This is a genomic window from Robertmurraya beringensis (assembly GCF_042433785.1).
In the GTDB taxonomy this organism is placed as follows: Bacteria; Bacillota; Bacilli; order Bacillales; family Cytobacillaceae; genus Robertmurraya_A; species Robertmurraya_A beringensis.
Genome location: NZ_JBHLUU010000001.1, coordinates 38639 through 54684, shown reverse-complemented (window position 1 = coordinate 54684; position 16046 = coordinate 38639). Strand labels below are relative to the sequence as shown.

The following is a 16046-nucleotide window of genomic DNA, read 5'->3' as shown; positions in this document are numbered from 1 at the left end:
CCCAGTGTGGCCGATCACCCTCTCAGGTCGGCTACGCATCGTCGCCTTGGTGAGCCGTTACCTCACCAACTAGCTAATGCGCCGCGGGCCCATCTATGAGTGATAGCCGAAACCATCTTTCAGCTTTCCTACATGTGTAGAAAAGAATTATCCGGTATTAGCCCCGGTTTCCCGGAGTTATCCCAGTCTCATAGGCAGGTTGCCCACGTGTTACTCACCCGTCCGCCACTAACNATCCGCTCGACTTGCATGTATTAGGCACGCCGCCAGCGTTCGTCCTGAGCCAGGATCAAACTCTCCAATAAAGAGTAAGATTAGCTCTTAAAGTTAAAACGTTGGCTAGTGTATTTTTCAACACTAATCATTTTTTGTTGACGTATGATTTGTTTAGTTTTCAAAGAACATTTTATAACCCGTCGCTCTTGGGCGACTTTTTAATATTACCAGAAGCGATTGTTAGAGTCAATAACTTTTTTCATTTATTTTCTCATAACCTTAACTTCTTTTGCGGCAACAAATAATAATATATCACCTATTCGAATTGAATGCAACATGTTTTTTACAAAAAAATAGCGGACAAGAATAATTCATATTCTTGTCCGCTATTTAGATAGTTAACGATGTCTCATTGCCGGGAATAACAATACATCTCTAATAGAAGGTGCACTTGTTAGAAGCATAACAAGTCTGTCAATTCCGATTCCTAACCCACCTGTAGGAGGCATCCCATACTCAAGAGCTTCGATAAAGTCATCATCCATCATATGAGCTTCATCATTTCCTTCTTCACGCTCTTTTAATTGTGCTTCAAAACGTTCACGCTGGTCAATCGGATCATTCAGTTCAGTGAAAGCATTCGCATGTTCACGAGCCACAATAAATAATTCAAAACGATCTGTGAAACGCGGATCTTGGTCATTTTTCTTTGCAAGAGGGGAAATTTCAACTGGATGACCATAGATAAATGTCGGTTGAATTAACTTTTCTTCTACTTTTTGCTCGAAGAACTCATTAACAATATGACCGTACAGCATGGTATCCTTAATTTCTACTCCATGTTCCTTCGCTAAAACTCTTGCTTCTTCTACACTCATTTCCTTCCAGAAATCAGCACCTGTATATTCCTTAATTGCATCTACCATATGAAGCCTCTTCCACTCTGGCTTAAGGTTTACTTCATTTTCACCGTATTGAATAGTAGTTGTCCCTAATACTTCTTGAGCAATATGAGCAATTAGGTTTTCTGTAAGACTCATAATATCTTGATAATCAGCATAAGCCTCATACAGTTCAATCATTGTAAATTCAGGATTATGACGAGTAGATACACCTTCGTTACGGAACACACGCCCAATTTCATAAACTTTTTCTAAACCACCGACAATCAGACGCTTTAAATGAAGTTCGATGGCAATACGCATATATAATTCCATATCTAATGCATTATGGTGTGTAATGAACGGACGAGCAGATGCCCCACCTGCGATGGCATGCATCATAGGCGTCTCTACTTCTAGGTACCCCTTAGAATCAAGGTATCTCCTCATTGATTGAATGATCAAACTACGAGTAATGAATGTGTGTCTACTTTCTTGACTCATAATAAGATCAACATAACGTTGGCGATAGCGCTGTTCAACGTCCTTCAGACCGTGAAATTTATCAGGAAGTGGACGTAATGACTTTGTTAAAAGCTGAAAGTCTTCTACTTTTACAGACAGCTCTCCAACTTGTGTCTTAAACAATGTACCCGTTACACCAACAATATCCCCTAAATCAGCAATATTAAAGATTTCATATTGCTCTTCACCTACTGCATCTTGACGAACATATATTTGCAGCTGCCCCTTTAGATCTTGGATATGTGCAAAGCCAGCTTTACCTTTTCCACGCTTTGTCATGATACGACCAGCAATAGTTACAGCAATATTTTTATTTGCCAGCTCTTCTTTTTCCATTTCTCCGTACTGACTAATAAACTCTTGGGAGAAGCCAGAACGTTCAAATCTCTTTCCGAATGGATCGAGACCTTTTTCTTGAAGAGAAGCTAGCTTTTCTCTTCTGACTTGTAATTGGTCATTAAGTTCCTCATGACTCATTTTTATCAACTCCAATTTCCTTCTTGTATCTATCAAACATCAATTGCTTGAATTTATGTAATAACACCATCTTATAAGCATACTATATTATTTTACACAAAGTGAGAAAAACAGACATTAAAAAAGTAAAATAAAATAAAAACTGCCAGCACGAACTGGCAGTTAACATAATCAAACGTATTATATTGAATGTTCGCTTAGAAGTCAAACCTTAACCGACTTGAGATTCCATCGCTTCTTTTTCTTCTTCTTCTACAACTAGAGCTGTTAATAAAGTAACAAGATCCGCACGAGTATTGCACTCATTAATACCATTTCGCACCTTTGCATTTCCTCTAATTCCTTTTAAATACCAAGCAGCATGCTTACGCATTTCACGAACTGCTACATATTCTCCTTTAAGAGAGATAAGGCGATCTAAGTGAAGAATACATACATCAATCTTTTCACGAACGGCTGGCTCACCCATGAGCTCCCCTGATTCAAGGTATTTAACCGTACGGTAGATCATCCAAGGATTTCCTAGAGCTGCACGACCGATCATTACTCCATCACAGCCGGTTTCTTCTAGCATACGCTTTGCCTCTTGAGGAGTCGTTACATCTCCATTACCGATTAATGGAATACCGATTGATTGCTTAACCTCACGAATAATATCCCAGTTTGCTTTTCCCTCGTACATTTGGACCCGAGTCCGACCGTGTAAAGAAACTGCCTTACCACCAGCTCGTTCAACGGCCTGAGCATTCTTAACAGCGTAAATATGATCTTCATCCCAGCCCATACGCATTTTTACAGTAACCGGCTTTTTCACAACAGCCGTAACCGCAGAAACCATCTCGTAAATTTTATTAGGATCTAAAAGCCACTTTGCTCCTGCATCACATTTTGTGATTTTGGGAACCGGACATCCCATATTAATATCAATGATATCGGCATTAGTATTTTCATCAACGAATTTAGCCGCTTGGACTAATGTCTCTTTTTCACCACCAAAGATTTGCAAGCTCAGTGGCTTCTCTCTTTCATCGATGTAAAGCATATTCATTGTTTTTTCGTTTTTTAAGATAATTCCTTTATCACTAACCATCTCAGCACAAACTAGACCTGCACCAAACTCTTTAACAGTTAGACGAAAAGCAGAGTTACATACTCCAGCCATTGGAGCTAACACTACTTGATTTTTCATTTCAATATCACCAATTTTAAGCATGTTACCCCTCCGTCTTAATAATATATTTATTCATCCACCTCTTGTGGCATTAAATCCTTTACAGAAACTTTTAGTGCTTGAGCCGCTGTTTCCACTAAATGATCTGAAGGCATTCGATTTCCTCGTTCTATTTCGCCCAACACAGAAACAGAAACACCGATTTCCTTAGCAAACCCTTCTTGTGTAAAACCTTTTAGTTTTCGAAAAGCGCGAATACGTCTTCCCCATTTTTCTGCTTCCATATTCGTACCCCTTCTTTTTCAGCGTTCATTTTGAAATAGTCCTCTATCGACTTATCCTGATCTGGTATCTTGATCGAAGAATCTATCTCAAGTAATGGCGCAAGAACAAAGGCGCGTTCCTGCATTCTTGGATGTGGAACAATTAGGTTCTCTGCTTCAATATTTTCTTGATTGTAGAGCAAAATGTCAAGGTCTATTATTCTTGGACCCCACTTGAATTCCCTTTTTCTCCCTAAATCTTTTTCAATACGAAGGCAAACTTCTAATAATTCATACGGTGTAAGTGCTGTTCTAATCAAGATTACCATATTTAAAAAATCATCTTGTTCCGTATACCCAACCGGAACTGTATCATAAATAGAGGAGCTTTTTACCAAATGAATTTCCTTCTCCTCTTTTAAATAACAGATTGCATCTACTAGGTTTTTATATCGGTTGCCCATATTGGTACCTAAGGCAAGATAAGCCAAGTTATTCAATTAGATCTACTCCTCATAATTTCAACTGCGACTGATTCGTAATGTCCTTGAATGGGTGGATCTGGCTTGATGACCTTTACCGTTACAGCATGAGCTTTAGAAAATCCGCTTAAACAGCGTGAAGCAATTTCCTCAGCAACTGATTCTACTAGCTTAAAAGGTTCACCTTCCACAACGTCTTTACACAGCTGATATAGCTCGCCATAATTAATGGATTCATTCAAGTTATCGCTTTGCCCCGCTTTTTTCAAGTCCACTTCAACAACAAGATCAACCATAAATCTCTGTCCTAACCGATTTTCTTCTGGGAACACACCATGAAAACCATAAAATTGCATACGGTTAACGTAAATTTTATCCATCGTATTCTCCTTTTCCCATCATCGCGTCCATCATTTTTGCCATTCGACTAATTTCCTTCACATCATGAACTCTAACGATTTGGCATCCCTGTTGAATACCATAACATACAGTCGCTCCGGTTCCTTCCATGCGTTCATGTACAGGTAGGTCTAACACAGCACCTATCATTGATTTACGAGAGGTTCCGAGAAGAACAGGGTAACCGATAGCTACAAGCTTATGTAGATGTCTCATCATTTCCAAGTTTAACTGTACATTCTTCGCAAACCCAATGCCTGGATCTAATATAATTTGTTCATCACTCACACCAGCATCCTTCACTAGAGAAATGCTTTCATACAAATCATACATAACATCCCTGAAAAAAGACTGATAGTTCCGGTCCTCCCGGTTGTGCATGAGAATGATAGGTGCCTTTGTTTCTGCCGCTACCAGTTTCATATTCGCGTCCGCCTTAGCACCCCATACATCATTAATAATATGAGCTCCAGCAGCCAATGCTTCTCTAGCTACATCTGCTTTATATGTATCTATAGATATTGGAACATTAACCTCTTTTGATATGGCTTTAATAACAGGAACCACACGTTCAATTTCCTCTTCAGCAGGTATAAATCTCGCTCCAGGCCTTGTGGACTCCCCACCGATATCAATAATATCTGCTCCTTCATCCACCATCTCTATCGCTCGTTTGACCGCTTCATCAACTCTATCAAAGCTGCCACCATCAGAAAATGAATCAGGGGTAGCATTTAAGATTCCCATGATAATTGTTTTCTTCTCAAAATCTAATGTATATGGTCCGGCAGTAATCAAATAATTCGCCTCCTAATTCCTTTGTTACTTTATTTCCTTCCTACTCCAAAGACTATGTGTATACAATCGATACGCTTGGTGCAACATTTGAAAAAGCTCACCCTTTACACCTGGTAATACAAGTGAGTTAAATTTCGAAATAGCAACAATTTCTTGAATCGAGTTTGTAACAAAGATCTCAGTTGCTTTATCCAGTACGTCTGGTTTATAAAAACCTTCCTGAACCTGTAGTCCTTTTTTTCTAGCAAGCTCTATAGTAAAAGATCGGGTGATTCCATTTAATATTCCTGTATCCAGGTCAGGGGTAAACAATTGATTATCTATTACCCAGAAAATATTTGAGACAATTCCTTCTGCAATACATCCATCCTGTGTTAGAAAGATCCCCTCTACATCTGTCCGATTTCCTATTTCTTTTTTTGCCAATAAATTATTCATATAATGATGAGACTTCAATCGCATGGAACCTTCTGGAGTATTTCGACTGAGCTTTAGAAACTGAGCTTCCTTTTCTATCGGTCCACCAGCTTCAGGAAGAGGCTTTACAAACATCATTACATTGGCATGTTCATACGGCTCTACAGGTAGACCGACAGCACCAACACCTGCTGATACATTTAGTCGAATATAAGCATTGGATAACTGGTTCTTTTCCAAAAGAAGCTTGAGCGCTTGAATCACTTCGTCCTTATTAATAATTTTTTGAATTCCAATCATCGTTAGACTGCTATTTAGTCGCTCAAGATGATCCTCTAATAAAAAGGGATGCCCATCATATACACGAAATGTTTCAAATATGCCCATCCCATAAAGGAACCCGTGATCAAAGGGGGAGATTCTTGCCTCCTCCTCCTGGATCATTTCTCCGTTCATATACAAATACATCAATATCCCTCATTCTTTGGAGACAATTCCATTTTGTAATACGAAACAAAGTTCTGAAGCAATTGTTTCCCTGCCGTAGTCATAATAGACTCTGGATGGAATTGAACCCCCTCTACCGGAAGTTCCTTATGCCTGATGGCCATGATTTCTCCTTCTTTCGTCCAAGCAGATATTTCAAAGCAATCTGGAAGCGTGTCCCTTTTTACAATTAAAGAATGGTATCTTGTTGCAGGAAATGGATTAGGTAAGCCTTCAAAGATTGTTTTTCCATCATGATACATAAGAGAGGTTTTGCCATGCATTAACCGTTCCGCTTGCACAACATCTCCCCCGAATACTTGAGCGATCGACTGATGTCCTAGGCATACACCAAAGATAGGAATCTTCCCAGCGAATTCCTCTATCGCCCTTAATGATATCCCAGCTTCGTTGGGGCTACATGGACCAGGTGAAACCATAAGAAAGTTTGGTCCTAATTCTTCAATGTCTTTAATACTTATGGCGTCATTTCGTTTAACTTCCAAAGTCTCACCAAGTTCACCTAGATACTGAACAAGATTAAAAGTAAATGAGTCATAATTATCTATCATTAAAATCAATGGAATTCACCTTTTTCCGCTAGTTCTTTTGCTCTCCAAAGAGCCATTGCCTTTTTCAAAGATTCTTTATATTCATGTTTAGGATTGGAATCTATGACAATCCCTGCTCCCGCTTGTACAAAAGCTTGTCCGTCCTTTACTAGCATGGTTCGAATGACAATATTAATTTCCATATCATCATTGAAACCAATCCAACCCATAGATCCTGTGTAAATTCCGCGCTGGACCGGCTCGAGCTCTTCAATAATCTCCATGGTTCGAACCTTAGGAGCTCCTGTAATCGTACCACCTGGAAAGGAAGCATCAATCAAATCAAAGGATGTTTGATCTGGTCGTATGACTCCTCTCACATTCGAGACAATATGCATAACATGCGAATATCTTTCGATGACCATAAATTCATTCACTTCGACCGATCCGTACTCACAGACTCTCCCTAAATCATTTCGTTCCAAATCAACAAGCATCACATGCTCTGCTCTCTCTTTTTCATTTTCAATAAGTTCTTTAGCAAGCCTGAGATCTTCTTCCTCATTCTTTCCTCGAGAGCGTGTACCAGCAATCGGTCTTGTACTAACCTCATTTCCTTGCTTTTTAACAAGGAGCTCAGGAGACCCACCTACAATTTGAAACTCAGGAGTATGTAAATAACTCATATACGGTGACGGGTTCAATTGTCTGAGTTGGTCGTATACATTCACTGCTGGAATCGATATCGCTTTTGCTTGGCGAACAGATAAATTCACTTGGAAGATGTCACCTTGAGCAATGTATTCCTGAATTCTTTCTACTGCTTTCATAAACTGTTCGTCACTCATCGAAACATGCAGTTCATCAGTAGCTGGCATGATTCTTTCTGTTTCGAACTTCATTAGTGGACCTGTCCACTTTGACTCCCATTCATATAGAGCATCTGGATTTTCATAACCCTTTTCTTGAATCTGCAAGAGCCAGAGCGTTTCCTCTTCGTGATCAAATACAAACCATTCGTTAAATAGGAAAAAATAAACCTCAGGCATGTCCAAATCATCCGTTGAAAATCGAGGCAGTTTTTCTATATAGCGCACATAGTCATAGCTAATATAACCAATAAGGCCTCCTTGAAAATCGGGAAGTCTTTCCTGACGCTCCATCTGATACTGAGAAAGATATTCCTTCATTAAATGAAGAGGATTCCCTTCTAGTTCCTGTTTATTTTCCTTTTCAACAATCGTTAGTTTGTGGTTTTTCCCTATAAAGATTGTTTCTGGCCCAAAGGCGGCAATATTGTATCGTCCACCCCGGCCACTTTCTAACAATACATGGTGTTCATATGACCCAGAAAGCTCCCTGTACTTCTCGTAAAACCTTTCTTTATCAAAAGGTATTTGTTTGCTATTTAGTGTTAATATCTTCAAAAAAGGTTCTCCCCTTTAAAAAAGTGAAAATAAAAGTTCCTTGTCTTATTTTACTATTTGACAAAATAAAAACAACAGCCCCGGGGACTGTTGCTTATGTTTTGATTAATCTTCAAATTGATATAATGGAGTACTTAGGTAACGCTCACCGTTACTTGGAATAATTGCTAGTACTTTCTTACCTGCTCCAAGTTCTTTTGCTACCTTTAATGCTGCACAGATAGCTGCCCCAGAAGAGATCCCTCCAAGAATTCCTTCTTCCTTCGCTGCACGACGTGCAAATTCAAAAGCTTGATCATTAGAGATTTGAATTACTTCGTCGTAGACCGTTGTGTCAAGAATATCAGGAACAAAACCTGCACCGATTCCTTGAATTTTGTGTGGACCTGGTTTACCACCAGATAATACAGGTGAATCAACCGGTTCAACCGCATAAATTTTAACATTGTCAAAATTCTGCTTAAGAACTTGACCAGCACCTGTAATGGTTCCGCCCGTTCCAATCCCTGAAACGAATGCGTCAAGACCTTCGCTCATCTGTTCAACAATTTCCTTACCTGTCGTTCTTCTGTGAACTTCAGGGTTAGATAGGTTTTTAAATTGTTGTGGCATAAAGTAACCATTTTCTTTTGCTAGCTCTTCCGCTTTACGAATAGCTCCACCCATTCCTTCTGGACCAGGTGTTAAAACAAGCTCCGCTCCGTATGCACGAAGTAAGTTACGTCTTTCCATACTCATCGTTTCAGGCATAACCAGAATCGCTCTGTATCCTTTTGCTGCTGCAACCATGGCAAGACCAATTCCAGTGTTACCACTCGTTGGCTCAACAATCGTATCTCCTGCTTTAAGTTCTCCACTCTCTTCAGCAGACTCGATCATTGCAAGAGCAATACGGTCTTTTACTGAGCTTCCTGGGTTCATATATTCAAGCTTTAAGTATACTTCTGCGCTACCTTCTTCAACAAGGCGATTAAGCTTTACAATCGGTGTTTGTCCGACTAGTTCTGAAATAGAGTTTGCTACACGTACCATCAACAACCACTCCTTATTCCGACTAATTTTATTGGTTTAATTTAATTTATATCATAAATTTGCCAAGTGTCAATCTTTTTACACAAAACTTTTCTGATTATTTAAGTGAAAAATCGTTCAAATGAACCATATTAGTTCTGTTCGTAAAACCAATCAACCTTAGCCTCTTCCCAAAAGTCACGCGCCGTTGTGGTTACATCCATTTGCTCTAAGGCGATTTGTCTTCGGATACTTTCCTTCACATCATTAAACTCAAACGTTCTACCTTTTATTTGATCGTGAAGCAATACAATAGAGAAACCATTATCTGTTTTAATTGGTCCTGCCCACTCGTTTTCCTTCAACTTCTGAACAGCTGCTAAATAGTCACGGGCATATTGGTCCATCTCTTCACTAACATAACCAATATCCCCGCCTTGATTGGCACTGAATTCATCGATGGAGCGTTCCATTGCCAATGCTTCAAAACTTGTACCCTGTTCAAGCTCCTCTATTGCCTTTATTGCTTCTTCTTCCGTCTCTACAATGATATGAGAAAGGTGGTAAGCAGTCGGAATTTTGTACAGGCTAGAATTTTCCTCATAAAACTTTTTTAAATCTTCTTCCTCCACTACCACATCTTTTGTTAGAAGCTCATCCAGCATGATACTATACTGGATTTGTTGTCTCCATTTTTCTTCATCTACCATCTCATTAGATCCTGAACCATACATGGTTTTCACCAGGAGAAGCTCCCTATCTACTGCTTTTTTGGAAATGGATATATCATATTTATTAGCTAATTGAGCGATTGCTTTTTGATCGATCATCTCACTTAATACATCACGACCATAACGCTCCTCCATTTCCCCAAGCCATTCCTGTCTAGTTATTGTCTCATTCCCTATCGTTGCCACTACCTCTTTACTACCACCGTTATCCCGTGATAGAAAAAAAATAATGGTTACAATATTAAGCAAGAGAAGGCCGACAACTAAAGACTTTAAGTACTTTTTATCCACCATTTCTCCCCCAGGTTATATTAAAATTTTACCTGTTCCTTCAAGCTCTCTAATTCTTCTTTCGTAAACTGATATTTTTCATTACAGAAATGACATTGTGCTTCTGCTTGACCATCTGTCTCAATCATATCTTCGATTTCCTCTTTACCTAAAGAGATAATTCCATTAGAGAATTTCTCCTTTGAACAGCTGCATGAGAAAGTAACAGGTAATGTTTCGAGAATTTTTACATTTTCTTGACCCAATAGCTCATTTAGTATTTGTTCGGGAGTGAGTCCCTTTTCAATCATCTTAGAGATTGGTTCAATGGTTTTTAAACGATTTTCGATTTCCGTAATGGTTTTATCTTCGGTTCCAGGCATCAGCTGAATAATAAATCCACCTGCAGCGAGAATACTATTATCAGGATTTACTAAGACACCCACACCGACAGATGAAGGAACTTGTTCGGAAGTAACAAAATAATAAGTAAAGTCCTCCCCCAGTTCTCCGGACACAAGAGGTACTTGACCTGTAAAGTTCTCACGAAGGCCAATATCTTTAACGACCGATAAAAAACCATCTGTTCCAACGGCTCTTCGAACATCCAGCTTTCCATGTTCATTCAAATCAAAATGAGTTTGAGGATTCGTTACATATCCGCGCACTTCACCTTTAGCATTGGTATCAATTAAAATCGGGCCAAGAGGACCCCCACCATTGATCCGAATAGTGATTTTTTCTTCCCCTTTTAACATAGCCCCCATCATTACCCCTGCAGTCATTGCTCTTCCTAAGGCAGCTGATGCAGTAGGCCATGTATAATGACGTCTTTGTGCCTCTCCTACAGTTTCTGTACTTCTAGCCGCGTAGGCACGAACTTGCCCATCATAAGCAAGAGCTTTTATTAAATAGTCACTCATTGTGTTTACCCCTTTCAGTCTTACAAAGCTGTTATCTTACTTTATCGTTTCCAAATTTCTTTTATAAATAATCTGAAGGCCCTTTAATGTTAAAAATGGATCCACTATGTCAATAATAGTAGATTCCTGTGCAATGAGATTGGATAATCCCCCTGTAGCAATAACGGTTGGCTTCGCTTTACTTTGATCCTTCATCCGTTTGACAATTCCTTCAACCTGGCCTACATAGCCATAAAGAATCCCCGCTTGCATGGCAGCAACCGTATTTTTCCCTACAACTCCATCTGGTCGAGCAATTTCTATCCTCGGCAGCTTGGCAGCCCTTGTATATAAAGCTTCTGTTGAAATATTAATACCAGGAGCAATCGCTCCTCCCATATATTGCTTATGTTCATCTATGTAACAATAGGTTGTTGCCGTACCAAAATCAACGATGATCAACGGACTTCCATATTCATGGATAGCAGCTACCGCATTAACGATCCTGTCTGCTCCAACTTCTCTTGGGTTTTCATACTTTATATTCAACCCGGTTTTGATTCCTGGCCCCACAACTAAAGGCTTTATATGGAAATATTTTTGGCACATACGTTCTAATGAGAACATAATGGGCGGTACTACGGAAGAGATAATAATTCCGTCAATATCGGAAAAAGAAAGATTTGCATGATTAAACAAATTCCTAATAATCATTCCAAATTCATCTTCTGTTTTCGAACGGTTTGTTTCTATTCTCCAATGATGTTTTAATTCTTCTTGGTCATATACACCCAACACTATATTGGTATTTCCCACGTCAAATACAAATATCAAACGGCTCACCACTTTATTAAAATTTCTTAACCTTTAGTTTCATTCTGCCAACATCATACCATAACTATCCAACCCAAGCATAGAAAAGAGGCACTCAGTAAAAGAGTACCTCTTAAGATTTATTATTCTTTTTTACTTCTTAAATCAGGCAGTGTACTTTCATCTGAAGATGACTCATCTAATGACGATTCTTCTTCCTTCTTACCACCGATATTCACTTTCACATCATCTACCACTGATGTTGTAGGATTTGTAGTTACCCCTTCATCACTAGATGGTCGATCAGGAAGTGTACCTTTTTCAACTAAGTGCTTAATTTGCTCAGCATCTAGTGTTTCTACTTCAAGAAGTGTATTGGCTATCAAATCAAGCTTATCTCGATTTTCAGTAAGAAGCTTTTTCGCTCTAGCGTAACACTCTTTAATAATGGTTTGAATTTCAACATCGATTTCGTAGGCAATCCTATCTGAATAGTTTTGTTCATTATGAAGATCTCTACCTAAGAACACTTGACCACCAGAAGATTGACCAAATTGTAATGGACCTAATTTATCACTCATTCCGAATTCTGTAACCATTCGACGGGCAATTCCCGTTGCACGTTGGAAGTCATTATGAGCGCCTGTACTTACTTCACCGAAGACGATTTCCTCAGCAACACGTCCTCCTAGTAAGCCAACAATTTTATCAAGAAGCTCAGGTTTTGTCATGAAGTAACGGTCTTCTTTTGGAAGCATTACCGCATAGCCACCTGCTTGCCCACGAGGGACAATCGTTACCTTATGCACCATTTCTGCTTCCTCTAATACCACACCAATAACCGTATGGCCCGCTTCATGGAAAGCAACAATATTACGTTCTTTTTTAGATATCACACGACTCTTTTTCGCAGGTCCCGCAATTACACGATCAGTTGCTTCATCGATATCTGTCATATCCACCTTTTTCTTATTCTGACGAGCAGCAACTAATGCCGCCTCATTCAATAAGTTTTCAAGATCTGCACCAGAAAAGCCTGGAGTTCTAGCGGCAATCGCTTTTAAGTTTACTGATTCATCAAGCGGTTTGTTTCGTGCATGCACTTTTAATACTGCTTCACGGCCATTGACATCCGGACGATCAACCGTAATTTGACGGTCGAAACGTCCTGGGCGAAGTAAAGCAGGGTCTAGAATATCAGGACGGTTTGTTGCAGCAACAATAATAATTCCTTCGTTCGCACCGAATCCATCCATTTCTACTAGCAATTGGTTAAGGGTTTGTTCACGCTCATCGTGACCTCCACCAAGACCTGCTCCACGCTGACGTCCAACTGCGTCGATTTCGTCTATAAAGATGATACAAGGAGCATTCTTCTTTGCATTTTCGAAAAGGTCACGTACACGTGATGCCCCAACCCCAACAAACATTTCCACAAAATCAGATCCACTGATTGAGAAGAACGGTACACCAGCTTCACCAGCTACCGCACGAGCTAATAAGGTTTTACCTGTACCAGGAGGTCCTACTAAAAGTACTCCTTTTGGTATACGCGCACCTAGTTCAGCAAATTTACGCGGATCTTTTAAAAATTCAACGACTTCAACGAGCTCTTGCTTTTCTTCATCAGCACCAGCTACATCTTTAAAACGAACCTTCTTTTTCTCATCATTGTAAAGCTTCGCCTTGCTCTTTCCAAAGTTCATGACACGACTTCCGCCGCCTTGTGCCTGATTCAAAAGGAAGAAGAACAAAATAAAGATAATGACAAATGGAATAATAGAAGTAAAGAAAGTTACCCAACCACTTGTTTCTTTCGCTGGAAGCACATCCACAGTAGGGTCTGCTTGCTCAATCTTTTGTAAAAGACTTTCACTGTTCCATACGTAAGTAATAAATGATTTTCCTTCTTCAGCACCTTCAAGTGTTCCACGAACTTCATAAACTCCTCTTTCAGGCTGTACCGAGATGGAATCCACCTGTTTTGCCTCAAGATGGTCTACGAATTTACTGTAAGATATATTTTCGGTGGGTTCATTATTACCATTAAAAAAGCTAACCACACCAATAATCACTAGAAAAATTAATAAATAAAAGATGGTATTACGAAAAATCCGATTCATCCCTTACCTCCTCCCACGGGTAAACAAGCTATAGTAAATAGTAACATAGAAAATTGTTCCAGTATATGAATATGCCTTTGTAGTATGCATACAATACTTATTCTTTTCTTACTCGTTATTTGTTGAGTAAACTTCTGGTTTTAACACCCCAATATAAGGTAAATTACGGTATTTCTCTGCATAATCGAGACCATAACCTACAACAAACTCATCAGGAACGATGAATCCAACATAATCTGCCGCTATATCGGCTTTACGACCAGTTGGTTTATCTAATAAAGTGACAATACTAATTGACTTTGCTTTTCGGTAACGGAAAAGCTCCACAAGATAGCTGAGTGTTAACCCACTATCGATGATGTCTTCGATAATTAATATATCTCTACCCTCTACCGAAGTATCTAAATCCTTTAAAATTTTCACTTCACCAGAAGAGACGGTCGAATTCCCGTAACTTGACACATCCATAAAATCCATTTCAAGGTATGTATCCATTCGTTTTAAAAGGTCTGCCATAAAAGGCATCGCACCCTTAAGTACCCCAATTGCTAATGGAAACTTATCACTATAATCATGCGATAACTTTGCCCCTAGCTCTTTGATTTTTCCCTGAATTTCCTCTTCAGAAAATAAAACTTTTTCAATGTCATTTTTCATCATGATTTGATTGTGCCCCCTAGAAGTTCAATGCTTGTTATATTGTAATAGTATGTATTTCTTTTCATCAGCTTGAACGAAAGAAGATATATCTGATTTCTTTATTCCGGGAATCCAAATGATATGATCATTTGAGTCTGTAACAATAGGCCACCTATTTCTCTCTACTATGGGCAGCTTTAGATCAATAAAGATATCTTTAATCTTTTTTGTTCCTTTCATCCCTTTTACTTTCATTCGGTCTCCCTCTCTCCTTGTCCTGACTTTCAGCGGAAGACTAATACAGGTCATAGGAAGTAGAAGTTGATTAATGTTAGTATATTCTATTTCTTTATCAACATATTCCCATGTAATGAAATCCCCTGTTGGCAATAATGTTTTTCCAACTGATATTTCAATCTCATAGGATTCATCCTTTGGTGGGGAATGTTGAAATTGTAATTGCAACTCTCCATACGATCTAATTACCTTTAATTTTTCAGGTAAATCAATCACACCAGAAGGCTGAGGATTGTTGATTAGAGAAAAGATCTGTTCAATATGAACAGCAGAAAGGGAAGCTGGTTGTTGCTTATAAAGATAGTTTAATATTAGTTTAATCACTCTTCTTTGTAAAGGCATTGGCATTGAGCATAGCTTCTGAATGTCAATAACAAATTTTCCCTCACTTTGAAGCATTACGACCTTTGTTAAATGCTGATTTGCCAAGTCTTCCAAAAACTGCTCTGTTTCTTCCAGTTCCTCACTAAATCTTTGAAAATGCTCATGAACCCTCGGATTTTCAGCTTTCAAAAAAGGAAGGATCGTGTGACGAAATCGATTTCTACTATATTTGCCACTGTCATTACTAGGGTCTCTTCTTGGATCTAGCCTATTCCTTTGGCAGTATTCTTCAATTTCTTGTTTAGAGACGCATAAAAAAGGTCTTATAAGTGTCCCTTTATCAAATGGTCTTGAAAAAGGGATACCGACTCTAGCTTTTCCTGAACTTCCTCTTGTTAACCTCATAACAACTGTTTCCAATTGGTCATCCCCGTGATGTCCGAGCATTAAATAGCGAAGGTTTTCCCTTCTCATCGTTTCTTGAAAAAAGGAATATCGGCATTCTCTAGCAGCTACTTGGGAGCTTAACCCTGTTTCTTCTATGTACAATGGTACATTTATAGAACGAACAGTTACAGGAATGTTCCTCTCTTCACAAAAGGATTGAACAAACCTTGCTTCACGCTCGGACTCACCTCCTCTGAACATATGATCAACATGAGCAACAAAAAGTTTTAGATGGTACCGCTCTTGACGTCTCCACAGGAAGTGTAGGAGTGCGAGGGAATCTGGGCCTCCCGATACACCTACTAAAATGCTTGCTCCCATTAAGTTTATTTGTTTTCGAGTTAGAAAAGCTTCTACTTTTTGTTCAAGCATGAGATTCTTCCTTACTTCATTGTC

16 protein-coding genes and 1 rRNA gene are annotated in these 16046 nt (G+C 39.1%); all 17 read right to left on the bottom strand.

What is annotated here, in order from left to right; all coding sequences use genetic code 11:
* A 16S ribosomal RNA gene (locus ACFFHF_RS00290) occupies window positions 1-305 on the bottom strand; the annotation flags it as partial.
* Window positions 306-614: 309 nt separating this feature from the next.
* Complete coding sequence (gene lysS, locus ACFFHF_RS00285) at window positions 615-2108, bottom strand: lysine--tRNA ligase (protein WP_377057359.1); 1494 nt, start codon at window positions 2106-2108, stop codon at window positions 615-617.
* A 202-nt stretch (window positions 2109-2310) separates the two neighbouring features.
* Window positions 2311-3312, bottom strand: coding sequence for a tRNA dihydrouridine synthase DusB (gene dusB, locus ACFFHF_RS00280; protein WP_377057358.1), 1002 nt, complete (start codon window positions 3310-3312; stop codon window positions 2311-2313).
* Between the two features lie 26 nt (window positions 3313-3338).
* Entirely contained in the window at window positions 3339-3554 is a 216-nt protein-coding gene (locus tag ACFFHF_RS00275; protein ID WP_160548447.1) for a helix-turn-helix domain-containing protein, read from the bottom strand.
* Window positions 3506-4033, bottom strand: a complete 528-nt coding sequence (folK, locus tag ACFFHF_RS00270; RefSeq protein WP_160548446.1) for a 2-amino-4-hydroxy-6-hydroxymethyldihydropteridine diphosphokinase — start codon at window positions 4031-4033, stop codon at window positions 3506-3508. Before folK ends, ACFFHF_RS00275 begins: the two co-directional genes overlap by 49 nt.
* Complete coding sequence (gene folB / locus ACFFHF_RS00265) at window positions 4030-4395, bottom strand: dihydroneopterin aldolase (RefSeq protein WP_160548445.1); 366 nt, start codon at window positions 4393-4395, stop codon at window positions 4030-4032. The genes folK and folB overlap by 4 nt, the downstream gene beginning before the upstream one ends.
* Complete coding sequence (folP, locus tag ACFFHF_RS00260) at window positions 4388-5161, bottom strand: dihydropteroate synthase (protein WP_160548453.1); 774 nt, start codon at window positions 5159-5161, stop codon at window positions 4388-4390. The genes folB and folP overlap by 8 nt, the downstream gene beginning before the upstream one ends.
* Before the next feature lie 75 nt (window positions 5162-5236).
* Window positions 5237-6097 carry an aminodeoxychorismate lyase gene (pabC, locus tag ACFFHF_RS00255; protein ID WP_377057357.1) on the bottom strand — a complete coding sequence of 287 codons (861 nt, stop codon included), beginning with the start codon at window positions 6095-6097 and terminating at the stop codon, window positions 5237-5239.
* Window positions 6097-6696, bottom strand: a complete 600-nt coding sequence (gene pabA / locus ACFFHF_RS00250) for an aminodeoxychorismate/anthranilate synthase component II (RefSeq protein WP_377057356.1) — start codon at window positions 6694-6696, stop codon at window positions 6097-6099. Before pabA ends, pabC begins: the two co-directional genes overlap by 1 nt.
* Window positions 6693-8093: a chorismate-binding protein gene (locus ACFFHF_RS00245; protein WP_160548442.1), complete on the bottom strand. Its 1401-nt coding sequence runs from the start codon at window positions 8091-8093 to the stop codon at window positions 6693-6695. Before ACFFHF_RS00245 ends, pabA begins: the two co-directional genes overlap by 4 nt.
* Before the next feature lie 105 nt (window positions 8094-8198).
* Window positions 8199-9125 (bottom strand): cysteine synthase A, encoded by a 927-nt coding sequence (gene cysK, locus ACFFHF_RS00240; RefSeq protein WP_377057355.1) that lies wholly within the window; start codon window positions 9123-9125, stop codon window positions 8199-8201.
* Window positions 9126-9256: 131 nt separating this feature from the next.
* The gene (locus ACFFHF_RS00235; protein ID WP_377057354.1) at window positions 9257-10129 is read right to left on the bottom strand and encodes a peptidyl-prolyl cis-trans isomerase; all 873 of its coding nucleotides are present in this window, start codon (window positions 10127-10129) and stop codon (window positions 9257-9259) included.
* A gap of 17 nt (window positions 10130-10146) precedes the next feature.
* The gene (gene hslO, locus ACFFHF_RS00230) at window positions 10147-11028 is read right to left on the bottom strand and encodes an Hsp33 family molecular chaperone HslO (RefSeq protein ID WP_377057353.1); all 882 of its coding nucleotides are present in this window, start codon (window positions 11026-11028) and stop codon (window positions 10147-10149) included.
* Between the two features lie 36 nt (window positions 11029-11064).
* Entirely contained in the window at window positions 11065-11841 is a 777-nt protein-coding gene (locus ACFFHF_RS00225) for a type III pantothenate kinase (RefSeq protein ID WP_160548438.1), read from the bottom strand.
* A 122-nt stretch (window positions 11842-11963) separates the two neighbouring features.
* Window positions 11964-13943 carry an ATP-dependent zinc metalloprotease FtsH gene (gene ftsH / locus ACFFHF_RS00220; protein ID WP_340901760.1) on the bottom strand — a complete coding sequence of 660 codons (1980 nt, stop codon included), beginning with the start codon at window positions 13941-13943 and terminating at the stop codon, window positions 11964-11966.
* 108 nt (window positions 13944-14051) lie between these two features.
* Window positions 14052-14600 (bottom strand): hypoxanthine phosphoribosyltransferase, encoded by a 549-nt coding sequence (gene hpt / locus ACFFHF_RS00215; RefSeq protein ID WP_340906120.1) that lies wholly within the window; start codon window positions 14598-14600, stop codon window positions 14052-14054.
* A 27-nt stretch (window positions 14601-14627) separates the two neighbouring features.
* Entirely contained in the window at window positions 14628-16022 is a 1395-nt protein-coding gene (gene tilS, locus ACFFHF_RS00210) for a tRNA lysidine(34) synthetase TilS (protein WP_340901758.1), read from the bottom strand.
* Window positions 16023-16046: the final 24 nt, after the last annotated feature.